The sequence below is a fragment of the Alteromonas sp. ABD4_190 genome, from assembly GCF_056160105.1.
Genome location: NZ_JBSWWN010000002.1, coordinates 189,292 through 212,712, shown reverse-complemented (window position 1 = coordinate 212,712; position 23,421 = coordinate 189,292). Strand labels below are relative to the sequence as shown.

General features: G+C 44.1%; 18 protein-coding genes. 14 read left to right on the top strand and 4 right to left on the bottom strand.

The annotated features are described in order from the left end of the window. Nucleotides 1-61 precede the first annotated feature (61 nt). The 3 genes from ACXAFM_RS18445 to ACXAFM_RS18435 are packed head-to-tail and all read left to right on the top strand — an operon-like array spanning nt 62 to nt 2,037. Nucleotides 62-754, top strand: coding sequence for a TonB family protein (locus ACXAFM_RS18445; RefSeq protein WP_474835766.1), 693 nt, complete (start codon nt 62-64; stop codon nt 752-754). Nucleotides 755-763: 9 nt separating this feature from the next. After that, nucleotides 764-1,366 (top strand): RNA polymerase sigma factor, encoded by a 603-nt coding sequence (locus ACXAFM_RS18440; protein WP_474835764.1) that lies wholly within the window; start codon nt 764-766, stop codon nt 1,364-1,366. Between the two features lie 2 nt (nt 1,367-1,368). Next, nucleotides 1,369-2,037 carry a hypothetical protein gene (locus tag ACXAFM_RS18435; protein ID WP_474835762.1) on the top strand — a complete coding sequence of 223 codons (669 nt, stop codon included), beginning with the start codon at nt 1,369-1,371 and terminating at the stop codon, nt 2,035-2,037. 99 nt (nt 2,038-2,136) lie between these two features. Here ACXAFM_RS18435 and cdd read toward each other — a convergent pair whose 3' ends face one another. Beyond that, on the bottom strand, nt 2,137-2,544 hold the full coding sequence (gene cdd, locus ACXAFM_RS18430; RefSeq protein ID WP_474835760.1) for a cytidine deaminase: 408 nt from the start codon (nt 2,542-2,544) through the stop codon (nt 2,137-2,139). Nucleotides 2,545-2,679: 135 nt separating this feature from the next. On the opposite strand from cdd, the gene nlpI reads away from it, so the two are divergent. Together nlpI and ACXAFM_RS18420 are read left to right on the top strand one after the other, a co-directional pair. Continuing rightward, complete coding sequence (gene nlpI, locus ACXAFM_RS18425; RefSeq protein WP_474835758.1) at nt 2,680-3,582, top strand: lipoprotein NlpI; 903 nt, start codon at nt 2,680-2,682, stop codon at nt 3,580-3,582. Nucleotides 3,583-3,594: 12 nt separating this feature from the next. After that, nucleotides 3,595-5,220, top strand: a complete 1,626-nt coding sequence (locus ACXAFM_RS18420) for an SEL1-like repeat protein (protein WP_474835756.1) — start codon at nt 3,595-3,597, stop codon at nt 5,218-5,220. Nucleotides 5,221-5,396: 176 nt separating this feature from the next. Here ACXAFM_RS18420 and cysZ read toward each other — a convergent pair whose 3' ends face one another. Beyond that, nucleotides 5,397-6,134, bottom strand: coding sequence for a sulfate transporter CysZ (gene cysZ / locus ACXAFM_RS18415; RefSeq protein WP_334060514.1), 738 nt, complete (start codon nt 6,132-6,134; stop codon nt 5,397-5,399). A 266-nt stretch (nt 6,135-6,400) separates the two neighbouring features. Here cysZ and smc point away from each other — a divergent pair, with 266 nt between their 5' ends. The 3 genes from smc (at nt 6,401) to ligA (ending at nt 13,841) form a co-directional block, all read left to right on the top strand. Beyond that, nucleotides 6,401-9,922: a chromosome segregation protein SMC gene (smc, locus tag ACXAFM_RS18410; protein ID WP_474835753.1), complete on the top strand. Its 3,522-nt coding sequence runs from the start codon at nt 6,401-6,403 to the stop codon at nt 9,920-9,922. 20 nt (nt 9,923-9,942) lie between these two features. Then, entirely contained in the window at nt 9,943-11,556 is a 1,614-nt protein-coding gene (gene zipA / locus ACXAFM_RS18405; RefSeq protein WP_474835751.1) for a cell division protein ZipA, read from the top strand. A 248-nt stretch (nt 11,557-11,804) separates the two neighbouring features. Then, nucleotides 11,805-13,841 carry an NAD-dependent DNA ligase LigA gene (gene ligA / locus ACXAFM_RS18400; RefSeq protein WP_474835749.1) on the top strand — a complete coding sequence of 679 codons (2,037 nt, stop codon included), beginning with the start codon at nt 11,805-11,807 and terminating at the stop codon, nt 13,839-13,841. A 229-nt stretch (nt 13,842-14,070) separates the two neighbouring features. On the opposite strand, the gene ACXAFM_RS18395 is transcribed toward ligA, so the two are convergent. Further along, nucleotides 14,071-14,598 (bottom strand): DUF2062 domain-containing protein, encoded by a 528-nt coding sequence (locus ACXAFM_RS18395; RefSeq protein WP_474835747.1) that lies wholly within the window; start codon nt 14,596-14,598, stop codon nt 14,071-14,073. Nucleotides 14,599-14,808: 210 nt separating this feature from the next. Between ACXAFM_RS18395 and ACXAFM_RS18390 the strand changes: the two genes are divergently transcribed. The 6 genes from ACXAFM_RS18390 to ACXAFM_RS18365 all read left to right on the top strand — a co-directional run bounded on the left by ACXAFM_RS18390 (nt 14,809) and on the right by ACXAFM_RS18365 (nt 22,393). After that, nucleotides 14,809-17,448, top strand: a complete 2,640-nt coding sequence (locus ACXAFM_RS18390; RefSeq protein WP_474835745.1) for a ComEC/Rec2 family competence protein — start codon at nt 14,809-14,811, stop codon at nt 17,446-17,448. 383 nt (nt 17,449-17,831) lie between these two features. Continuing rightward, nucleotides 17,832-19,580 (top strand): lipid A export permease/ATP-binding protein MsbA, encoded by a 1,749-nt coding sequence (gene msbA / locus ACXAFM_RS18385; protein WP_474825456.1) that lies wholly within the window; start codon nt 17,832-17,834, stop codon nt 19,578-19,580. Beyond that, nucleotides 19,577-20,608 carry a tetraacyldisaccharide 4'-kinase gene (gene lpxK, locus ACXAFM_RS18380; protein WP_474825458.1) on the top strand — a complete coding sequence of 344 codons (1,032 nt, stop codon included), beginning with the start codon at nt 19,577-19,579 and terminating at the stop codon, nt 20,606-20,608. Before msbA ends, lpxK begins: the two co-directional genes overlap by 4 nt. A 5-nt stretch (nt 20,609-20,613) precedes the next feature. Further along, nucleotides 20,614-20,808 carry a Trm112 family protein gene (locus ACXAFM_RS18375; RefSeq protein WP_474835743.1) on the top strand — a complete coding sequence of 65 codons (195 nt, stop codon included), beginning with the start codon at nt 20,614-20,616 and terminating at the stop codon, nt 20,806-20,808. 44 nt (nt 20,809-20,852) lie between these two features. Further along, nucleotides 20,853-21,602 carry a 3-deoxy-manno-octulosonate cytidylyltransferase gene (gene kdsB, locus ACXAFM_RS18370; protein ID WP_474835741.1) on the top strand — a complete coding sequence of 250 codons (750 nt, stop codon included), beginning with the start codon at nt 20,853-20,855 and terminating at the stop codon, nt 21,600-21,602. Between the two features lie 131 nt (nt 21,603-21,733). Next, nucleotides 21,734-22,393, top strand: a complete 660-nt coding sequence (locus ACXAFM_RS18365) for an SDR family oxidoreductase (protein WP_474835739.1) — start codon at nt 21,734-21,736, stop codon at nt 22,391-22,393. 126 nt (nt 22,394-22,519) lie between these two features. On the opposite strand, the gene ACXAFM_RS18360 is transcribed toward ACXAFM_RS18365, so the two are convergent. Continuing rightward, nucleotides 22,520-23,332: a substrate-binding periplasmic protein gene (locus ACXAFM_RS18360; RefSeq protein ID WP_474835737.1), complete on the bottom strand. Its 813-nt coding sequence runs from the start codon at nt 23,330-23,332 to the stop codon at nt 22,520-22,522. Between the last annotated feature and the right edge of the window lie 89 nt (nt 23,333-23,421).

Below are 23,421 nucleotides of genomic sequence, written 5' to 3'. Positions count from 1 at the left end.
CGTTTAATATTTTCACCCTTTTTCTTAAGTTCCCCCGTTTAGTGATAAAAGGGGGAACATTATGCAAACAACAATTCTACCAAACGCTAAATCTCAGCGTTTAGTACAAAAGACAATATTTCCATTCGCTAAAGCGCCTTTCCACAAACGCGCAACTAACGTAGCCACTATTACTCTTGCTGGTGGAGTAGTAACGGCTGGGCTTTTCGTCTTAATGGCAGAGCTTATTAAGCAAGATAAGGTAAACATAAGCGAGACACCGACTGTGTTTTTTGAACCTATCATCTACCAGCCTGAAGATGAACGGACTATTACTAAAAAGCCTATTGCGCCAATTGAGCAGGTAATTAAAACGCCGCCGCAAAAAGTCGTCGAGATTGACCCCGAGCCAAATGACGGCCCGGGTAATTTCGAAATAAACACTCAGGTTCCTAATACTGCATTGAATTTATCGATAAATTTAAATAGTGCTCAAGGTGATATGCAGGCTACGCCTCAATTTAGGGTCGATCCTACTTATCCGCCAGAAGCGAGTCGTGACGGTATTGAAGGTTGGGTAAAGCTCGGGTTTACGGTAAGTGCTAGCGGCGCTGTATCTGATATAAAAATATTAGATTCTGAGCCCAAGCGTGTGTTTGATAGAGCAGCACGCCGCGCGCTTAAAAAATGGAAGTACAAGCCAAAGCTGGACGGCGGTAAACCTGTTAGTCAACCAGGTATGGTTGTAGTATTAGATTTCAAACTAGAACAATAAGGACAGCCTATGAGTATAGGCGCAAGCTTGCAAAGCCTGTTTCAAGGTAAGCGTGAAAAATCGCTGGGAATGAGTGAAAGGCTAATGCTGCAATACAGCGCAAAAGGTGATGAAGCATCGTTAGCCGCACTTTTTGATTTACACAGCACTAAGCTATTTTATTTCCTTAAGGTATTAAGCGATAGCACCATAGCTGAAGATATAAGCCAGCGTACATGGATTAAAGTTATTGAGCACCGCCATTTATTTAAAAGTGGCGACAATTTCCAAGCTTGGCTGTTTACCATTGGCAGGCGAGCACTTATTGATGAGTTTCGTAAAAACGCCAAGCTTGAATATAGTAACGAAGCTGTAGAGGAATTTACTGTTTCTGAGCTAGTTAAGCACGCGCACTCTTCGGTAGAAGAAGATGTGGCTAAAGGGTTAGAAAAAGACGTGTTTAAAGCTTGTTTAGCGCAACTGCCATACAAACAGAAAGAGGCGCTCTCACTGCAGTTAGAGGGTTTCAGTTTATCGCAAATAGCTGATACGTGCGGCGCTGAAAAAGAAACGGTGAAAACACGAATTCGATATGCAAAAGACAGTCTTAAAATTATGCTGGAGAAATTGTAATCATGTCTATCTCAGATAAAGAGCTACAAGAAGCCTTCAGACGCAGCCAGCTGGTCCAAAAGCAAAATGATTCAACAGCTCAAGAAGCAAATGCCCGGGTACGCGCCAACGTGCTTGCGCACAACAAGGTTAATTCAAACGGAAGTGACACAGAGCGTATGTTCTCTGCATTGGCTTCGCACCTTCGCGCCTATTTCGCGTCATCAACCCTTCGATTTACTGCCGTGGCTTTTGCTATTGTCGCCATGCTCGGTGTGTACAACATCGGAACATTTCAAAGTCGTCACTCGCAAGGTATGCAAACCGCTGCACACAGTGTAGACATTGTTCATTATCACGGTTTTGAAGGTGAAGATAAATTGCTGGTTAATAGCAGTAATGAAGACTATCAAGCGCGTTTCAATGCTTACACTCAGCAATATGTTGAGCGTAGTTTAGTAGCAAAAGCAGTAACCCAGCAGCCTGCCACCTTGAAATCACAAAATGGGTATTGGCTATTAGTAAATTGTGAGAATCAGCGAGTTATTGTTTCTGAGAGCCTTATTGCATCGTTAGATATTAATGGCCGTATAGAAGGGGATATTAACGTGGGTACCCAAGTTGCGCTAGCATTCGATAGTCAAGGAAGGATACTGTCTATCAAACAGCCTACTAAGCCGTTGATGTGCTGATATATAAATCGTGCTATTGGCTAATAGAAACGCAAAAACGAGGCTGGTAGATGTGAACATTGCCTAAGCCTCGTTTGTTACAAGGTATGGTTGTTAAACTTACTTGTCTAAATCGTGCGCCCTAAAGGCATTGGGGAGTAAATCACCAATAGTAGTCTCGAATGTCTCGCCACTTTGACTTATCATAGTGACAGGGGTTTCATCTGGGGCAAATTCAGCAATTTTTTGTCTACATCCGCCGCATGGAAAGCAAAACTCATCATTCGGGCTTGCAATTACAATATGTGAAATGCGGTTTTGCCCATTTGTAACCATATTTCCAATGGCCGTGGCCTCGGCACATTGGCCTAATGGAAAAGCAGCACTTTCTACGTTACAACCGGAGAAGGTTTCGCCACTTGGTGTAAGCACTGCAGCACCAACTTTAAAATTGGAATAGGGTGAATGAGAATTTTTCTGTGCGTTAAAAGCAAGTTGTGATAGTTGTTCTAAATTATTTTTCTTCATAGCTACCTGTGTTAACCACCCAATACACTTTACTTTTATCATCAAATGCGAGAAGGTTGGCGGCATTAGCGCCGCAACAAGCGTATAATTAATACTCAGGCGGTTTTTTCTTTTTTTATAGAATGCTTTTTTACCATGTGCAGAAACGTTAGTCTCATCTTTTTTTCTCTATTCGCTGCTATTTTAACCGGTTGTGCGCAAACACCGTCTGTTTCGGAAAGACCACAGATGGGGAATCTACTTTTAGCTGAGCCTGCTCCTGTCAATCCTCGGTCTGAGATGGCAATTGCACGCTATAATCAGGTACTAACTAGCCCGGCGCTTTCAGATGAAGACAAAGCCGAACTGCATTTTCAACGAGGCATGCTTTACGACAGTGTAGGTCTTGCAGGCCTAGCTCAATTTGATTACACACAAGCTATTAACTTAAAGCCAGATCTGGCAGAGGCCTATAACTCTATGGGCATTCACTATATCCAGCAGAGTGACTTTATTCAGGCTTACGACGCTTTTGACTCTACATTGGAAATTAATCCGGAGTATGATTTCGCGTTCTTAAACCGCGGTATTGCGCTTTATTATGGCGGCAGAGCAGAGCTTGCCACTGATGATTTAAATCGCTTTTTTAAGAAAGACGACAGCGATCCGTTTCGCGCGCTGTGGGCTTACTTTGCACATCACGATGTATCAGAACTTGAAGGGCAAACTTACTTAGCGTCTATCCGACCTACGCTCGACAATGCCCATTGGGCAACTACGCTTGTGGATTTATTCCTAGGTACTGTCGGTGAAAACGATGTGCTTAACTCATTGCTAGATGGTGTTAAAAGCCAAAAAGCGTTAACCGATCGACTATGTGAAGCGTATTTTTACTTAGGTAAGTTTCATTCTCTACAGGGAAATAGCGGCATTGCATCGAATTACTTCAAGCTTGCACTTAGCACAAACGTGTTCGATTACGTAGAACATCGTTACGCGAGAATGGAACTTAATCGTTTGCGTGATAAAGCTAGCAACGTTGTAGCTAGCGAAGAGTAAGCGCAAACCATTATGCGAGGCTTATTTTTAGCAGTCTTCGCACTGCTTATCGTTGCGGGCGATAGCGGGCGCTATGCCCCTCAACTTATCTCTAACGCAATCAGCGTGTTATTACCATCACATCACAATAAAGATGTTGTCTTATTAGAAGTTGAGGAAACACGAACGTCTGATAGTGATCAGTCTGATAATATCGCTTCAAATAACACTGATACTACCCTTGAAAATAATACACAAAATAACGCGCTAGCGCTGCTTTGGCTCGCTGCAAAGCAAGGTAGTGACACTGCCCAAGCCTATATGCTTGAGATATTTGAAAGCGCATACAACAACGGCTTCGCCTCTACTGCTATTACTGACGAAGATACGGCGACCTATTTTTTGGAGAAGCTTGTTAATCTAGAAAATGCCGACGCTGCGTGGCTGTTGTACCAAATTTTAGGCGAAGAGGGAGCTTCAGAGCGTTTTATGCGTTTAGCGGCACTGGGCGATGTAGCTGAAGCGCAGTTAGCCTTCGCGATGTCTACCGATTCGCCAGAAAAGCGGGAAAAGTGGCTGGTACGCGCTGCATTACAAGAATATTTGCCTGCACAGGCCGCATTGGCAGATTGGTACTTACTTCAGGGACAACAGCAGTTAGCTAAACCACTGCTGGCAGCAACAGCAACACTTGATATGCAAAGTGCTTTTAAGTACGCAATGCTTTTGTGGGGCGAGGGCAAGTTTTCGCAAGCTAAGCCGCATTTTAAATTTGCGGCGCAAAAAGGGCATCAACAAGCGGAAAAAGCCCTAAATGTAATTAAGCTTTATTCTCCGCACTCAGTGGCGCAAGCAATAAAGCAATCTGGCACTTTCAGTTGGGGGGATAAAGCAAATTGCCTGCAGCGTGTTCAACCTTTCGCAACAAGCTTGGCGACCATCATACGAGCGCACGAACTTTATCAGTCATTTAACGATGATGCGCGCCTTGAAGACCTTTCTATCTGTTTAGCTCCACCTATTTGGCTTAAATCTGATGTGTTGGAGTGCAATGCCAACTATAGAAGGGCTGGCATCTTGGGGTGTAATATTTCCCCATTAGCGAATGTCGCCAAAAAACGTAAGTTTAGTCATGCAGTTGTGGTGGCCGAGCAGGGTAAAGCGAATGTTCAAAATGGTGTAATGTATCTAGATATCAGCGATGCTTATTCGGTATTCGTACATGAATTGGCCCACTTTGCTGGCTTCGCAGACGAATACCCTATCGGCAAGGGCATGGCAAATAAACTTTGTGATCAAGATGGCATCGAAGATTTCCTTCCGCCTAACGTCATTGTAGATACTGATCACTGGTATGCACCGCATAAAACGGTAGAAAATTGGCTGGCGATAGACCCTGCTACGATTATTGCTCGTGCTAAAACCTGTGCAGTGTTGGGGCTTAATAGCTACAAACCTAGCCGAAGAATTACATTTATGGAGCACCACGATAGCGGCGTGATCCCGCCTTTATATCTGGTACTTTGGCAGCAACAGCTTGAAAGGCAAAATGCGCAGCGTCCCATCTCAATGAATTTTTTCCAAGCTTTTCACAATAGCGGAAATCAAAAAGAGGCGGCCCACTGGCTAGCTGAATACGAAACTTTTACCGGCAACTAAAACCGCAGACTCGCTGGTACTAGCGCCTTAGTTTCTTTCTACCACCACCGTAAGAAATGAAAAAGGTGACTATAAAAAGAGGCCGCAATCTTACCTTTGAAAAACGGCCTCAATCAATTTAACCCATATAGACCATATAACCCCGTTGCTGCTTAGCAAAAGCGGGTTATTTCTCGCTACCCACGAAGCGTAGGCTTCAGCTCTCTTACCCACATAGATGTGGCACCACAAATTGCTACCGGCATAACAATGAAGTTCACCACTGGAATGAGCGAGAACACGTTTACCATCATGCCAAAGGTCATTGCTTTTCCTTTGTGTTCGCCCAGGTGCAAGCGCATTCGAGTGAAATCTACCTTGTGGTTATCATAAGGATAGTCGCAATACTGTATCGCCATCATCCAGGCGTTAAATAAGAACCAAAGCACTTGCCCGATAATAGGTAGAAAAAAGAACAGCAATAAAAATCCGATGGCGCGAGGTAAATACCAAATGAGCTTAGTCAGTTCGCGACCTACAGTTCTAGGAATGTCTTTTACCAACGACATAACGCCTTCATCACCCAGGTCTTGGCCCGTTAAATGACGCTCAACCTTTTCTGATAACACGCCGTTGAAAGGCGCGGCAATCCAGTTGGCTAGGGTGCCAAAAATAAGTGCGAAAATAAGCAATACGCTTATAACTGCTAAAGGCCATAAGAAGAAACTGATAGCCGTTTTTATCCAGCCTAACCATTCTGGTACAAGGTCGATAACATAGGCTATGCCCATTTCTATTTGGCCGAATAAGAAATAAAAAGCAACGGAAAACAGAACAAGGTTTATAGTCAGGGGCACAAACACGAAACGCTTTAGCCCTTTCGTTTTGATAAGCGAAAAGCCTTCAAAGAAATAATGCACACCACCTGAACTCATTCATACTCCTTCGCGTTATTTTAAACGCTTTGTTTATTAACTATTTACTCTATCCTACGCCCTTGGCGCATTCTGTGCCTAACTCACTGAAATGGTAATTGTTACAAGCTGTTAGTTTTGGTAGAGTCGAAACATAATAACAAAAGAACCTTCTGTGTGATTACATCATTTCCATATCATCCGCTAATTCAGCATCCTGCCAAGGGATATTGGGCTGAAGCTATGACAATTTCGTCAATCAACTCTGCACATCAGAGGGATGATACGTGAGGCTTAAGAAGATAAAGCTAGCGGGCTTCAAGTCCTTTGTTGAGCCTACTACTATTCCATTTCCTGGGGAAATGACTGCCATTGTTGGCCCGAACGGCTGTGGTAAATCCAATGTTATTGATGCTGTTCGCTGGGTATTAGGTGAAAGCTCAGCGAAGAACTTACGCGGCGATGCGATGACAGACGTGATCTTCAATGGTTCATCTTCACGAAAACCTGTTGGGCAGTGTAGCGTTGAACTTGTTTTCGATAATAGTGCAGGGCGGATCGCGGGCGAGTTTGCAAACTACAACGAGCTGTCTGTTAAACGATTAGTTACCCGAGATGCTACATCGACTTATTTTCTCAACGGTACCAAATGTCGCAGGCGAGACGTTACCGATCTATTTTTAGGAACGGGGTTAGGCCCACGTTCTTACGCCATTATCGAGCAAGGTATGATCTCACGGCTTATCGAATCTAAGCCACAAGAACTGCGTGTGTTTATTGAAGAAGCTGCGGGTATATCAAAGTACAAAGAGCGTCGCAGAGAAACAGAAAATCGCATAAGACACACGCAGGACAACCTTGAACGCTTAAACGATGTGCGCGATGAACTTGGCAAGCAGTTAGAAAAATTACAGCGACAAGCTGCCGCAGCAACCCGCTATAAAACGTTGCGCGCTCAGGCTCGAGAGTTAAAAGGCCAGCTTGCGGCAATTAGATTTCTTAAAAATAGCGAACATATTGAAGCGTTACAAAAACAGCAGCAAACACTGCAAATAGAAGTCGACGATTTGACTGCTAGGTTACAAGGTGATGAAGCCGGGCTTGAGTCGTATAAAACTAAGCAGGTTGAAACCAAGCAAGTCATCGATGATCTGCAGCAGCAGTTATTCACCACAAGCAATGCAATTACGCGATTAGAGCAAAACGCTCTGCATGCGAAACAGCGAAAAGGGCAAATAGAGCAAGAGTTAGCGCGAATCAACGAACAGCATGAGTTGCTAAACCACTCTATTGATGAGGCACAGGAAGCACTTGCCGTATCAAACGAGGCGCTTGAAAACATTGAACCAGAGCTTGTACTGAAAGAAGCCGAGTTGGAACACGCAAAAGCGCGTTTTGAAGACGTTGAGCAGGCGCTAAGAGAATTTAACGCAAAAGCACGTGAGCAAGAGCAAACGTACAACCAGCTTCGACAAGACGTGCAACAGTGTCATAGCCAAATTCAGTCCACAATGAGTATGCAGCTTCGTACATCTCAGCGTATTAGCGAACTGCAAGACGAGCTAAAACAACTCGGTGACGAAGATTACTCAGAGCAAATTGCATTGCTAGATGAGCAAGCAAACGAGCTAGATTTTGATATTGATGAAGGTAAACAGGCGGTTCAAGCAGCTAGCGAGAATGCGCAAAAACAACATGTTGAAGTGCAAACCATTGAAGCAAAACGACGGGATGCGCTGGGTCAGCTGCAAACCGCCCAGTCAACCAAATCTGCATTAGAAGCACTTCAGCAAGACGCCTCTAGCTTCGAAGATATGCTATTAGACGGAATAGAAAAGCTTTGGCAACAATTTAGCTCAAGTCAAAAGCTTGCACCCTGTATAGAGGCTATATTACAGCACGCAAAAGATCCTGTTGTCGCAAAAAGCTACCCCTTAAAAGAGCTTCTTAAAAACAAAGAGCATCTGCCCACCGGCATAAAGGTCTACACCGAAAACGTGTTTGTAACTTCTGCAAAATCTGAATCTTTAGCTCATGCTTTATTAACTGAGCTTAGCGGTAGTCACACTTCACCGGCACGGGTTCCCGCATTTTTTGATGATATCTACCTGTGTGAAGACGATAAAGACCTGACAAGTAAGGTGGAACACTTATCTGGTGACGAGATGAAAAGCGATGGTAATGGCTTTTCTAGCGCAATTTCACCTTCAGGTTTATGGGCAAGTTCCCATTGGGTTGTTAAACCAGGTGAGGTGAACGACGGTGCTTTGCAGCGTGCTAACAAGATTAAAGCACTTACCGATGAAATTGAGGCCGCTGAAAGTCTCATTGAAGAAATTGAGCATTCCATTGAGGAAGCGAAGCAGGCTCTTAAAACAAGCGAAGCTCAAAAGCATACGGCTCAAAACGCCTTAGCTGAAAAAGAAAACCAACGAGCTCAAATCAAAAACAAGCTTTCTTTTCTTGAAATGCAGCAAGAGCAGCAGTCTAGTCGCAGTGCTAAACTTAGTGATGAATTAGCAAAACAAGAGTTAATGCTTGTTAAAGAAGAAGAGCAGTTAGCGCAACTTTCTGAAAAACTAGAACTTCAAGAAGCGCAGATTCTTGAATATGAAGTGCACATTGATGAAGTTAACACCAAGCGTGAAGAAAATGAGCGAACTACGTCAGAATTACGGGCCTCAGTCGATTCATTAACGTCGCAAAATCATGAGCTTGCGTTAAAAAAGCAGCAGCTTGAAAATCATCAAAACTTATACAGTGAACAGGTTACGCGTAACCTCAAGCAGCGTGAAGAATACATAAAAAACAAAGAAAGGTTGCAAAAAGAACTAGCGCACCTGACGTCTCCTGAAGAAATTCAGGAAGCAGAACTTCAGTCGCTGTTAGAAAACAAAGCGGAATTAGAACAGCTGAAAAGCGCTAAGCAGCGCAGCCTTGAAGATATTGAGCAATGGTTGCGAGAAGCTGAAAAAGGGCATCAGGCTCTAGGTAAAGACATTCAAACCCGACAGACAAACATTGATAAACTAAACATTGATATTGAAGGGTATCGTGTACGCGCAAACACGATCCTAGAGCAGCTTGACGAAACACAGCAGTCACTGAAAAACATTCTAGAAACCTTACCCGAAGACGCCGAAGAGAAACGCTGGCAAGATGACCTTGAAAAAACGCAGGCTAATTTGCAGCGTTTAGGGGCAGTGAACTTAGCTGCGGTTGAAGAATTTGAAACCCAGTCAGAAAGAAAATCTCATTTAGATACACAGCACAACGACCTTACTGAAGCCTTGGAAACGCTACAATCAGCCATTCGGAAAATTGATAAAGAAACCCGCACGCGTTTTTCAAATACTTTTGAGCAGGTTAACGAAGACCTTAAAATGTTATTTCCTAAAGTCTTCGGCGGTGGGTCAGCATACCTTGCACTTACCGATGATGACTTATTGGAGACTGGGGTGACGATAATGGCTCGCCCCCCTGGTAAGAAAAATAGTACGATTCACCTCTTAAGCGGTGGAGAAAAAGCATTAACCGCTTTATCATTGGTGTTTGCTATTTTTAGATTAAATCCAGCACCATTTTGTTTGCTGGATGAAGTAGATGCACCATTGGATGATGCAAATGTAGGGCGCTTTTGTAACTTAGTGTCAGAAATGTCACAAACAGTGCAGTTTATTTATATCACCCACAATAAAATAGCGATGGAAATGGCTAGTCACTTAACTGGTGTTACTATGGCGGAACCTGGAGTTTCACGTATGGTAGCTGTTGATGTTGATGAAGCCGTAGCCTTCGCAGAAGCATAACAAAGGGCGAAAGAAATTAAATGGAAGATCAATTACGTCTATTTTTACTCCTTGGAGGCACGGTTTTTATTCTTGCAGTGCTTGCCCACGGTATTTGGAAAATTCGTAAAAACGGAAAGCCTTCGGAAAAAGAGCGCTTAGAGCCCCGACAGTGGCAAGACGACGATAGCGAAATAGAAGCTGGAGCACAGGAAAGCTTTGATGAACTCGGCATTGGTGCGGTTCGAGTGGTTAGCAATTCGCAAAGCTCGCATAATAGAGCAGATGAGAACAGCGCAGCTTCGAGCCCATCGTTTGATGACACCTTGAATAACCCAGGTGACGACAGCGAGCCTCCAAAGTTCGATGATGATGAAAGCAATCGCTCTTTTCAATCTACTCCATCCAGTGATGTTCATAGCAACAAGGATGCCGCTGGCGAAGAGCACAATGACGCCAGCAGTAAAGATAATTCGTCGATATCGCCAGCCGTAAAAGTGGGTGGAACAGAAGGCGAAAAAAGGAGCGATAAAGAAGACGCTCAAGAAGCGCCCAAGCTGTATGGTTCAGTGGTAACAAATCCCAAGCCTCACATGAAAGGGCAGGCTCGCTCGATTGATACTGCAACAAATAAAAGCGATGACAAGGTTGCAGCTTTCCCTGAGCCTCCAGGTTTCTTGCTTCGAGAGGGTGACGATGAAGCTCACTCAGAGTCACAAGCTCAACGAGAAGACAGTGCGCAAAACGCGTCTTATACAGCGTCATCAAACGCAAATAACGCAAATAACGCGAATAGCGCAAATAACGGGTACTCTGACAATCAAACTAAGGCACAACCTGAACAGGCTCCTGCAGCACCCATTCGTCCTGCGCAAAAGTTTTATGTGGACCCTACGCTTGAAGAAGAACCAGCAACAGTTCAAGCGCCAACTAAAAACGAGCGAGAAGTGGCTGACTTTAGTTTAGACGCGCAAGGGGAGGTATCTTCTTCACGGGGTACCCAGGAAGAAAATGAACAGCCGCGACGTTTTGCACGTAGTAAGCGAAACAAAGCACCGGTTAAAAAGCGTGAAGAGCCTAATTTTGGTGATGACCAAATGCGTATAGACTTCGACACCAGTGAGCAAGGTAACACTGATTTTGGTGAAGAGAGCTTTAGTGCAAATGATACACACAGCGACGGTGCGAGCAGCACTTCTGAGCCGGTGAAATCATCTAATGTTGAACCTGAAGTATTGGTGTTGAACGTTAGAACGCCAGAAGGTGAGCCAATTTCTGGTGCTGCGCTTTTACCTATGCTGCTTACACTAGGGTTTAAGTTTGGCGACCAAGATATCTTCCACCGTCATGTAAACTCCAACGGCAAGGGGCCAGTATTATTTAGCCTTGCTAATATGTTTAAGCCTGGTGTTTTTGATATTGATAACCTGGAAAATTTTGAGACCCAAGGTGTATCTTTGTTTATGATATTGCCCATTGAAGGCGACCCTCATCAAGTATTCAATATGATGCACAACGCGGCTCGTAAGTTGGCAGACGAGTTTGGTGCTCAGGTACTAGACGGGCGTCGAAGCGTGTTAACTAAACAAGGCCTACAGCAATACGTTGAAAAAATTCGTGAATTTGAACGCAAGCGTATGATTGCTCGCGGCTAACGTAAGCTATTCAACTGTCTATATCGCACGCTTTGTACGTGCTTGCGTGTTAGCGTAATAAAAAGGACTTGGCTCATACCCAGGTCCTTTTCTATTAAATAGCGCTACAGCGAGGATACAAATTATACTAGCCGACTAAAAAGACGGCGGTTCAATGCCTCATTTGAAGCAAAAGGTCGTTTAGGTTAAGTCACCTAAGCTACAAATTGTAAAACTTTTAATTATTTATACGGCGTGAAAACATCTCCATGTCAGACTCTTTAGAACAAGCAAAGCAACAAGTTGCTCAACTTCGCAACACGTTAAATGAATACAATTACCAGTACTATGTACTAGACGATCCTTCGGTTCCCGATGCGGTTTATGATAGAGATATGCAGGCGCTAATAGCGCTTGAAAAACAATTTCCTGAGTTGCATAGCCCAAATTCTCCAAGCCAAAAGGTGGGAGGCGCTGCGCTGTCTGCATTTGAGCAAGTGACTCACGATGTGCCTATGCTGTCGCTAGATAACGCCTTTGATGAAGAGTCTCTATTGGCATTTGAGAAGCGCTTAAAAGACAGGCTTAAAGATACTGCTACTTTGGATTTTAGCTGTGAGCCTAAGTTAGATGGCTTAGCCGTGAGTATTTTGTACGAAAACGGTGAATTAGTTCGCGCTGCAACGCGGGGCGATGGACAGGTAGGCGAAAACATTACTGCTAACGTGCGTACTATTTCAAATGTACCTTTAACCCTTCGTGGCGACCACTATCCAGATCGCGTCGAGGTGCGTGGTGAAGTGTTTATGCCGCGAGATGGCTTTGCAAAATTAAACGAACATCAAAAAGAAACGGGCGGTAAGGTCTTTGCCAATCCGCGCAATGCCGCAGCCGGAAGTTTGCGTCAGTTAGACTCGAAAATCACCGCTAAACGCCCGCTGATGTTTTATGCGTACTCACTAGGCGTAGTACAACCAGAAAGCTTTGAACTACCTACAACCCACAGCGCGCGCCTTGCACAATTAGGTAAATGGGGGCTGCCATTGTGCCCAGACATTGACACTGCTGAAGGCGGTAAGGGCTGTTTAAATTATTACAACCATATCCTGGAAAAGCGCGATAACTTGCCTTATGACATTGATGGCGTCGTGTTTAAAGTAGACCGTATTGAATTGCAAAATACCCTTGGGTTTGTAGCCCGCGCACCGCGTTGGGCGATTGCGCAGAAGTTTCCTGCGCAAGAGGAAGTAACTAAACTGGTGGACGTTGAGTTTCAAGTGGGCAGGACTGGGGCAATCACACCGGTAGCGCGCTTAGAGCCTGTTTTTGTAGGTGGCGTTACCGTGTCTAATGCCACACTACATAATCAGGATGAAATTTCTAGATTGGGCGTTAAAGTTGGCGACACTGTTGTTATTCGTCGTGCCGGTGATGTTATTCCTCAGGTAGTTTCTGTGGTTGAAGCAAATCGCACGGGTAGTGAAACTGACATTAGTTTCCCAAGTCAGTGCCCAGTGTGTGATTCGCAGGTTGAAAAGCTTGAAGATGAAGCAGTCGCTCGCTGTACCGGAGGGTTAATCTGTGCAGCGCAACGCAAACAGGCGCTCAAACATTTTGCCTCGCGTAAAGCGTTTGATATAGATGGCCTGGGCGATAAGCTCGTTGACCAATTAGTAGATGCTGATCTCGTGCACAGCCCCGCAGACTTCTTTACCCTGTCTTTAGGTGACGTTGTTGGTTTAGAGCGTATGGCTGAGAAGTCGGCAAGCAAGCTTTTGGCATCCCTTGAAGCATCAAAGCAAACTACCTTAGCCAAATTCCTATACGCATTGGGGATCCGTGAAGTAGGTGAAGCGACAGCGGCAAACTTAGCTGCGCATTTTGAAACCTTGGAAGCCATTCGTGAAGCATCTTTAGAAGCGTTAGTTGAAGTGCAAGATGTGGGTGAGGTGGTAGCTACCCATATATTCAACTTCTTTAACGAATCGCATAACACCGATGTGATTGACGCACTTCTAAATGAAGGAATAAATTGGCCCGCCATTGAAAAGCCTGATTCGGGTAACTTGCCTCTCGAAGGTAAAACCTGCGTGATAACCGGTACGCTAAGTGAAATGGGGCGTTCAGATGCTAAAGCGCGGCTACAGTTACTTGGTGCTAAGGTGGCGGGATCTGTGAGTAAGAACACTGACTTCCTTGTTGCAGGTGAGAAGGCAGGTTCTAAGTTAACCAAGGCACAAGAGCTTGATGTAGACGTGTGGGATGAAGCTGCACTGGTTGCCTTTCTTGCCGAGCATGAAAAATAGACCTGTGAAATAAACGCTAGGAATGCTATTCAGGCCTAAGTCTCTTCGATAGTGCTTTTCGTCAGTGTTCTTCGACCTAACGCAGTTCAGTTGCAGAACACAGGTATTCTCAAGCCTCACTTCTGATAAGAAAAAAAAAACGCCACATTGAAATGTGGCGTTTTTTTAATGCTTATCGAAAGCAAATGCTGCTATTTTCTCTTGCTGCTTTTTGGTCTATGGGGCTTTGTTATTGAGCCGTCTGATTACGCGTTTGTCTGCGTCTTTCCCACGCTTTTTTCACTTGAAAACGCCACACCCAGTTTAACGAAAAGTAACCCGCCAATCCGAAAACCACAGAGCAAATACCACAACCAACTAAAAAGGCGGGGCCAATGGTGTTAATGCTTTCTACCACCCACTGCCAGCTAAACTGGAATTCAAAATGCTCAGGTTTGGTCCCAAGTACAGTAGTACCCACTTTGTAAGCACCATAAAATATGGGGGGAATGGTAAATGGATTTGTCACCCAGACTGTTGCGACAGACAAGGGAAGGTTCGCTCGAAAAGGGATAGCTAAACCTGCAGAAAGCCACATTTGAAAGGGCACAGGCCAAAACGCAAAGAACAAACCTATGCCAAACGCGCCAGATGCAGAGCGACGGTTCAGGTGCCATAAATTAGGTTCGTGCAATACGCTACCAAATATTTTTAACGCTTTGTTTTGCTTAATGCTTTGGTGATCTGGCAAAAAACGTCGAATAAATTTCTTAGGCATAAATATCAATGCATCTCGAAAATAAAAACAAAAAACACAGAAAAAATAACAGCAAACGGGATCGCGCAGCACGGTTTTGCACTAGCAACGTTCACTTACTGTCAATTGCTACGTGAAAACATGGTCAATCGTATCACAATTTGCCTAAGCTGTTTTTGCGTTGGCGCAATAAGTGCAGTTTTATGGCAAAAACTTCCAAGTACCCACACTATGGCGTTGATGATTGCCATATTGGTGATAGCTATTGCTGTCATCTTACTGTTTTATTTAGAAAAACCTAGGTCCAATAAGACCATTTTTGATGTGCAGCTATGTTGTGCAGTGAGCGGCTTAATACTCGGCGTACTGTGGGTGGCGAGTGTAGGGCATTTTTACTACGCTTGGCAACTGCCCAAGGGTAAAATTCAACAAGATGTCACAATATCGGGGCGAGTTTTATCGCAGGGATGCGTTTCTAATAAAAGTAACAACCCAGAGGCTGCTTTTCATTATGTGGTAAGCATCGCGTCGGTAAATGGTGAGAGCGTCGCAACATTTTTAGATGAAGGCGCAGTACCAACACCATTGAATGCCATTTTGTCTAACGCTTTTAACTTTAGAGCTCGCCTTGCTCACAACCAATACAAGTTTGTAAGTGACAGAGCTGAGCGAGGGCAAGTTTCACAACGTGGTTTAGACGATGTAAAGCATCGCGCGAGACCGCAAGCGTCAGAAAAGTCTGTTGGACTTAAATGTTTGCACAATGGCGACATGTTTACAGCGGTTGTTAAACTTAAACCTGCATACGGTACGGCCAATCCCGTTGGCGCAAGCCGCCAGCAGCAGTTGGTCAGTCAGTTTATTCATGTCACTGGATACATTAAATCTATAGAGCACGATAAAACCAAGCATAATCATTCATTGCGCTATGACCTTGCGACAACGCTAGAAGCGCTGAATCTCAATAACCTCAACTGGTGGCGTGCGCTACTGCTTGGCGATAAGGCTGGGTTTACGAAAGACAACTGGGTGCTGTTACAACGCACAGGTACCGGGCACATATTTAGTATATCCGGTATGCACTTATCACTTATTGCCGGGGTATGCTTACTAGCTTTTAACCCGATAGTTTTCATACTCAGACACGTTTTCGATATATTCGGCAGTGTGCAGTACTTCTTAGCCAGCGTAACAAGCCTAAGATTAAAGGCAGGTGATGGAGAGGGAAAAACTAATCGACGTTCAAAGTTATTAACTATTAAAGCGCCGATTAGAACCATAGTGCTCTGCTTGCTTGTGGTTATTTGTTTTTTTTACGCGCTGTTAAGCGGAAGTGCCTTGCCCGTTGTGCGAGCTTGGTTTCTTATAGCTATTGGCTGCGTATTGTCGCTTTCACGTAATGCATGGAGGCCAATAAATATTGCGTTAGCTATGCTGGCGTTAAGTTTGCTACTTTTCCCGCTTTCTATGTTAAGTGCAAGCTTTTACTTAAGCGTAGGTGCGGTGGTGTGTATTTGGTTTTTAGTGACCACATGGGGGCTACAACGAGCACCTTGGTATGTGTCACTAATAAAGTTACAAATAGCGCTAACGCTGATAATGATGCCGCTAACACTCATATGGTTTGATAGTGCAAGTATTATTGCGCTAATAGCAAACTTGATTGCCTTACCCGTTATAACTTTGTTGCTGCCTATTTGTTTACTCTCTCTATTGCTGCTTCATTTTATTCATTTCGGCCCAGTCCAAGAATTGGCAAGCGCACTATTTCAAACAAGTGATACCTGTTTGGGGTATTTATTGTCATTCCTAAACCTGCTTAGTGGCTTTTCATTAAGTGCAGTCAATGTTCACCAGGGTAATGGCGCTACGCTCTGTTTGCTTGCTGCTTTTGTTATTTTTCTGTTGCCCAGGTGGCGCTACAAAAAAGTATGTATCTTAATTTTGTCTATTCCTTTTTTTAGTTCCATTCAAAAATGGCTATCCGTTAATGAGGAGCCTTGGGCGCTTCACGTTTTTGATGCAGGCCAAGCTAGCGCGATCGCTATTACGAAAGGGAGCAGAGCAATCATTATTGATTCCGGTGCTCAGTTTAACGGTATTGCTCACACAGCGACCGCACACCTACTGCCTTTTCTGGAAAGTACACATGTTTCAAGCATCGATGTTGTTATTCATACACATAGTGATAACGACCATGCGGGAGGTTTGTCTGCAGTCGAGCTTCATAAATTAGCAGCACAAGCCAGCTTCTATTCGCCAACCTCGGGATGCGAACGAGGCAAGCGTATCCAATGGCAAAATTTGACCATTGAATTTTTATGGCCGCCAGTGGGTAATACGCAAGACAATAACGCCATGTCCTGTGTGGTTAAAGTTTCTGGTGAGTCTGGCAGCGTACTTATACCCGGTGATATTGAAAAGGCGAGTGAGTACGCCCTAATTACACAAGAAATAATCGGTACAAGTGAAATAAAGGGCATACAAGAAATAAACGGCACACTTGAAATAGAAGATAATTCAGCAAAAGAAAGTGCGTTAATACCAAGCTTTTCAAAGTTGAGAGCTGATATTCTTATCGCGCCCCATCACGGTAGCAAGACCTCATCTACTGATATTTTTATAAAGCACGTTGCACCTGAAGCTGTGATTTTTACCCAAGGGTACGAGAACCGCTGGCAGTTTCCGGCAAGTGAAGTGGCTAAACGATACAAGTATCATGGAGTAAAGCAGTATTTAACCAGTTATCACGGTTATATCAGGGCAACATTTAATCATGGCGGTTATCGTATAGATACCCAGCGACAAACCTTGCATAAACGCTGGTATTTGCGAGGCATCAGTCCGCGTCATCTTGAAGCGCAACCCTAGCTCATCGACATGCAACACCTCAATAGCCGGCAACACAAAAGCCGGCACCTTAACAGCAAGCTCCGAACCACCGTGAATATTAAGCAACATGGCTAATTGGCTAGAACAGTAATATTCAGCAAAACCTTTAGAATATACCAGCCCACATAGATCATTACGCACTCAGCCATTCCTGCCTTTCTATGCTTTGCTAGAAACTTTGCCAGCGCCTTCTGAGTGGGCAATTACCTATGAGGGTTGGTATTATAGTGAAGTGACCACACATTGTTCAGTTAGTTGGCAGACTAACCAATTTTGCCTCTATATTAGTGAATTAGAGTGAGAACGAGTACAATACTCTTAACGCGTTTTCGTTAACGTTTTAAACAGGTTAAAAAAACTACATGCAACAAGCCGACAACTCGGATTATCAGATTAAGCGCTTTTTACAGTATCTGAAAGCGTATAAAGTGCCTTTTGTGTTTGCCATTATCGGTATGATTGGTTATTCCGCGGTAGATACTTTTGTATTTTCACAGCTACAGCCAATGATTGATGAATCGCTAGGTAATAACGATAAAGATTATCTTCGGATGGCTGCGTACGCCATCGTTCCTTTGTTTCTATTGCGCGGCGTGTTTAATTTCTTAGGCAGCTATACATTAAACTGGATTGGTGCCCAAGTTGTTATGCGCATGCGCCAACAGCTGTTCGATAAATACATCCATTTACCCGTGTCATTTCACGATAATCATGCAGTTGGCGGGCTTATAAGTAAGGTCACTTACGACACCGAACAAGTGGCTAACGCCTCTGGTAAGGCGCTGCTTACATTGGTGAGAGAAGGCGCGCTGGTTATTGGTTTGCTATGTGTCATGTTCTATTACTCATGGCAGCTTTCACTTATTTTTCTTTTGATTGGCCCTATCGTGGCGGTGATTGTATCTATTGTCAGTAAACGTTTTCGGCTCGTTAGCAAAAGCATCCAAAAATCAATGGGTAACCTTACGTCGTCAGTAGAGCAGGCGGTAAAAGGTCACAAAGTTGTGATCATGTTTGGCGGCCAAGAAATAGAACAAAAACGCTTTAAACAGAAAAATAATCACAATCGCCAGCAGTCAATGAAGCTTCATGTGACCTCTATATTAAGCGTATCTTCAATTCAGGTTATTGCATCAATAGCGCTTGCTGTTGTTCTGTTTATAGCCAGTACGCCGGGCATGCTAGAAAAGCTAACGGCTGGTGTATTTATCAACGTCGTATTTTGCATGGTAATGCTGCTGAAGCCTCTAAAACAACTCACTACCATTAACAACCAATTCCAAAAAGGCATGGCAGCGTGTGCCAGTATCTTTGAGATCCTTGATGAAGCTGACGAAGAAGACAAAGGTAAAACAAAGGTTGAACGCGCCACAGGAAAAATTGAATTTGCCGACGTTACGTTCTCTTATCCGGGTAAACAAACGCCCGCGTTATCTAATGTGAGCTTTATTGCTAACCCCGGCCAATCGATAGCGTTAGTAGGGCGCTCTGGAAGTGGTAAATCGACAATCTCATCGTTACTTACGCGTTTTTACGTACCGCAAGAAGGTGAAATACGCCTAGACGACAAGCCGCTTAACGACATTGACCTAAAAAATCTGCGAGCGCAGTTTGCCGTCGTGTCACAAAATGTGACGCTATTTAACGATTCTATTGCGAACAACATTGCTTATGGTGCGCGAGAGAATGTATCTCGAAAAGACATTGAGAGTGCAGCTAAGATGGCGCATGTTGAAGAGTTCTTATCGAACCTACCTGATGGTTTAGATACGGTTATTGGTGAAAATGGACTAATGCTTTCGGGTGGTCAGCGACAGCGTATTGCTATTGCTCGGGCAATCCTTGCCGAAGCGCCCATTCTGATTTTGGACGAAGCGACTTCTGCCCTAGATACCGAGTCTGAACGCTTAATTCAAGATGCGCTGGAAACGCTGCAAAAACGTTGTACCAGTATTGTAGTGGCGCACCGTTTGTCTACCATTGAAAATGCAGACTGCATTATGGTGGTTGAGCAAGGCCGCATTCTCGAGAAAGGCAAACACAATGAGTTGCTTGAAAAAGGCGGTCATTACGCACAGCTGCACGCATTGCAATTTGGTGAGGCTAAGTGAGTCAATTGCAAAGTAAAACCAAGCACGATAAGTGGTATTTTGGCCATCCTTTGGTGTGGCTTCTCTCACCGCTTGCGCTGTTGTTTTACTTTGTTTCAGCAATTCGACGTTTATTATTTAAAGTAGGCCTTAAAAAAACTTACAAAGCGAGTGCGCCTGTCATTGTAGTTGGCAATATTTCGGTAGGTGGAAACGGTAAAACTCCGGTTGTATTGGCGTTAGCCGATTACTATAAGAAGCAAGGTGTAAAAGTTGGTATTTTGAGTCGCGGGTATGGCGCTAAGTCGCCGTTTTATCCACGATTAGTTAACGGCGAAGACGATGCTTCTAAAGTAGGCGACGAGCCCCGCTTATTAGCTATAAGAAGCCAGTGTCATGTAGTTATTGACCCAGTACGCGCGCGCGGAGCCGCTTACTTAAGTGACGAGCTGCAGTGTGATTTAATTATCTGTGATGACGGCCTTCAGCATTACGCGCTTCATCGAGATGTTGAAGTTGTGGTAATGGATGACAGAAAAGTAGGCAGCGGTTTTTTGTTACCAATGGGGCCACTACGTGAAGGACAATGGCGTTTAAATACTGTTGATGCGTTAATTCATAACAGTCGTTCAATGCCAACATTCAATAATGCCGTAGCGCCTCAATATTTGATGACGTTAGTCGCAGGGGATTTTACCTGTGTGGCTAACAGAGTGAAAACCACAACGCTTGAAGAGATTAAAAAAGTGCCGTGCAGCGCAATTGCTGGGATCGGTTCTCCACAACGTTTTTTCTCTCAGCTTAGAGAAATGGGTATTCAACTTTCTTCTGCCACTCCTTTGGCTGATCATCATGCTATAACGCTTTCAGATATACCTAATGGCAGAGTGTTAATGACGGAAAAAGATGCGGTAAAAGCGGCACCTTTCGCTCACGACGATTGCTGGTTTTTACCCGTTACCGCTCATTTGGCGCCAGATTTTTTTAATTTAGTAGACGTTAAACTTGCCAAAGCAGGTTTAAAGATTCACCAAAACGGACAGGAATAATAACAATGGCCTTTGATAAGAAGCTTTTAGAAGTTTTGGCTTGCCCAGTGTGTAAGGGAAAATTAGTACTTAGTGAAGACAACACCCAGTTAATTTGCCGATTCGACAGGTTGGCTTTTGATATTAAAGATAGCATCCCTGTACTTATTGAAAGTAAAGCAACTGCAATGTCGTTAGACGAAGTAGACGCAACACGCTAACAAAACGTTTAATTAAGTGGTAAGTAGGGGGGCAAATAAAAGTTATGTCATTTACAGTTGTGATACCCGCTCGGTATGGCTCAAGCCGGTTTCCAGGCAAACCTCTGGCACTAATTGGCGGAAAGCCAATGATTCAACATGTAGTAGAGCGTGCTAAGGAAGCTGGCGCCGATACCATCATAGTGGCAACCGACGATGAACGTATTCAAAACGTAGTGGCCGGTTTTGCCAAGGTCTGTATGACGTCTGTTAATCATCATTCAGGAACTGAGCGTATTGCCGAGGTAGTGGAAAAAGAAGGCATTGACAGCGCTACTATTGTGGTTAATGTTCAAGGCGATGAACCCTTTATACCTGCAGAAAATATCAGGCAGGTTGCCGACAACCTTGCTAATGCGCCTCAGTGTCAAATGGCTACACTGTCTACGCCAATCGAAAGTGTTGAAGACGTATTTAATCCAAATATCGTAAAGGTATTGGTGAATGAAAAGGGTGAGTCAATTTACTTCTCTCGTTCTCCCATTCCCTTTGAGCGGGATCACATGATGGCAAACCCACAATCTGCAAACACGTCGCTTTATAAACGTCACATAGGTATTTATGCCTACCGCGCTCAATACATTAAGCAATATGTGGCTTATGCACCTAGTTCACTGGAACAAATTGAGTCATTAGAGCAGCTACGTGCTATATGGTATGGCGATAAAATTCACTGTGAAGTTGCGATAGCGCCGCCTCCCGTTGGAATTGATACTCCAGAAGATCTAGAACGCCTTTTGAAGACTATAAAATAATAAGAAATGAGTGCTGAAATAGGGCTTGGTGCTTATCTTTACTAAGCGATAGGTCCTAATGAATCAGCCACTTCTTGTAAAAGGTTAGTGAAACCTTTTTAGAGCATACACATTGTAACAAGGGAACCGTTATGAACGTAGTTATTACCGGTGGCAACAGAGGCATAGGCCTTGCGCTCACCAAGCAATATAAAGCACGTGGTGCGAAAGTTTATGCTACCTGTCGAAACAGTTGCGACGAGCTAAACAGTGCAGGTGTGACAATCATCAAAGGTGTGGATGTATCTCAACCTGAGACGCTGGCTGAAAAGCTTGTACCTTTAATGGACGTTAACATCGATTTGCTCATTAATAATGCCGGAGTGCTCGGACGCGAGAGTATCGACGATTGGGATCCAAATACCATTGATTATCAATTTAGAGTTAATGCATTAGGTCCTTTGTTAGTTACTCAAACACTGTTACCCGCAATGGCAAAAGACGGTAAGATTGCCATGATTACCAGCCGTATGGGATCAATGGCAGACAATGGTTCAGGCGGCTATTATGGCTATCGAATGTCCAAAGCCGCACTAAACGCGGCGGGAGTTTCCATGGCGAATGATCTGAAGCCAAAGGGAATTGCAGTAGGTATTTTCCACCCTGGATTCGTTCAAACAGAAATGGTAAATGGAGCGGGAGATATTGATGCTGATACCTGTGCTGAGCGTTTGTCACAACGCATTGATGAGCTAAATGTGTCTAACGCAGGTCGCTTCATCCATTCAAATGGTGACGAGTTGCCTTGGTAGGTTTAATGTTGGCTTGCCACAATTCCGTTAATAATGCATCACACTAACAGAGCGCTTACAACAAAGCGCTCTTTTACTTTTAAACTACACCTGTTCTTAACTACATGATTCCAATGCGCCCTAGCTTTAGCGCGTTAAATCATACGTATCAATTATTTGCTTAACAGACCCGTCTTTTAAACGAGCGCTAAGAGCTTGGTTAAACTCTGGAAATAGTGATGCGCACTTTGATTTGGCGGAGATAGCAAAATGTACATTGTTTGATGATATAGGTGACTGGCTTATTTGCATGCCGTCATTTTCTGAGGCGTTCAAGTGGCTTAGTGCAGCGCTTTGTGGGGAAACTGCGTAGTCAGCGCGATGTCGACGCATCATTTCATACATTTTGTCGTGGTCTTTAACTTCGATGATATTCAAGTTTGACTTAATGCTATCGAATTTTTCACCTAAGCTTATTCCTCGAGGCATCACACCTATATATTGCGCGAGTGCGTTAAGCGAAAGATCGGTACCTCGCGTTTGAGAAAGTGTAGGGGAAAGCACAGCATAAACCTCTTCTGCCGCAAACGGTGCAGTGATAAGCCATTTTCGACTACGAGCTTCGTTCCAATAGTTTCCCGCCAAAATATCAAGCTCGCCCGCGTCGAGTTTGGATTCTATTCGTTTCCAAGGTAGCCCGGTTTCTACCTTTAGTGTGACACCTAAATCCCGTGCTAGCAGGGTTAGAACGTCAAATGCTATCCCCGTAGCTTTTAGCCTTCCTTCAAACTCGTTAAATGCGTAGGGAAACCACTGTTGTGCTCCCGCGGTGTGTAAAGTCTTACACTCTGTGGTGGCTAGTGCACGCGGGCTAAACAACAAAGTCAAAATGAGTAATATGCCAAACGATAAGATGTTGAGGGAAGAATGTTTCGGATTGGAGTAGGGTAACATTGCCATATTTTATTCACGCACCACAGAAGGTGGCGTTGATAGTATTAGTTGTTTAATTGTGCATAGAGTCCGTTATACATAAAACCCTATCGACT

Excerpts from the sequence above, each read along its gene's own strand:
- ACXAFM_RS18445 (WP_474835766.1), top strand. The coding sequence starts at position 62 with ATGCAAACAACAATTCTACCAAACGCTAAATCTCAGCGTTTAGTACAA.
- ACXAFM_RS18440 (WP_474835764.1), top strand. The coding sequence starts at position 764 with ATGAGTATAGGCGCAAGCTTGCAAAGCCTGTTTCAAGGTAAGCGTGAA.
- ACXAFM_RS18435 (WP_474835762.1), top strand. The coding sequence starts at position 1,369 with ATGTCTATCTCAGATAAAGAGCTACAAGAAGCCTTCAGACGCAGCCAG.
- cdd (WP_474835760.1), bottom strand. The coding sequence starts at position 2,544 with ATGAAGAAAAATAATTTAGAACAACTATCACAACTTGCTTTTAACGCA.
- nlpI (WP_474835758.1), top strand. The coding sequence starts at position 2,680 with ATGTGCAGAAACGTTAGTCTCATCTTTTTTTCTCTATTCGCTGCTATT.
- ACXAFM_RS18420 (WP_474835756.1), top strand. The coding sequence starts at position 3,595 with ATGCGAGGCTTATTTTTAGCAGTCTTCGCACTGCTTATCGTTGCGGGC.
- cysZ (WP_334060514.1), bottom strand. The coding sequence starts at position 6,134 with ATGAGTTCAGGTGGTGTGCATTATTTCTTTGAAGGCTTTTCGCTTATC.
- zipA (WP_474835751.1), top strand. The coding sequence starts at position 9,943 with ATGGAAGATCAATTACGTCTATTTTTACTCCTTGGAGGCACGGTTTTT.
- ligA (WP_474835749.1), top strand. The coding sequence starts at position 11,805 with ATGTCAGACTCTTTAGAACAAGCAAAGCAACAAGTTGCTCAACTTCGC.
- ACXAFM_RS18395 (WP_474835747.1), bottom strand. The coding sequence starts at position 14,598 with ATGCCTAAGAAATTTATTCGACGTTTTTTGCCAGATCACCAAAGCATT.
- ACXAFM_RS18390 (WP_474835745.1), top strand. The coding sequence starts at position 14,809 with ATGGCGTTGATGATTGCCATATTGGTGATAGCTATTGCTGTCATCTTA.
- msbA (WP_474825456.1), top strand. The coding sequence starts at position 17,832 with ATGCAACAAGCCGACAACTCGGATTATCAGATTAAGCGCTTTTTACAG.
- ACXAFM_RS18375 (WP_474835743.1), top strand. The coding sequence starts at position 20,614 with ATGGCCTTTGATAAGAAGCTTTTAGAAGTTTTGGCTTGCCCAGTGTGT.
- kdsB (WP_474835741.1), top strand. The coding sequence starts at position 20,853 with ATGTCATTTACAGTTGTGATACCCGCTCGGTATGGCTCAAGCCGGTTT.
- ACXAFM_RS18365 (WP_474835739.1), top strand. The coding sequence starts at position 21,734 with ATGAACGTAGTTATTACCGGTGGCAACAGAGGCATAGGCCTTGCGCTC.
- ACXAFM_RS18360 (WP_474835737.1), bottom strand. The coding sequence starts at position 23,332 with ATGGCAATGTTACCCTACTCCAATCCGAAACATTCTTCCCTCAACATC.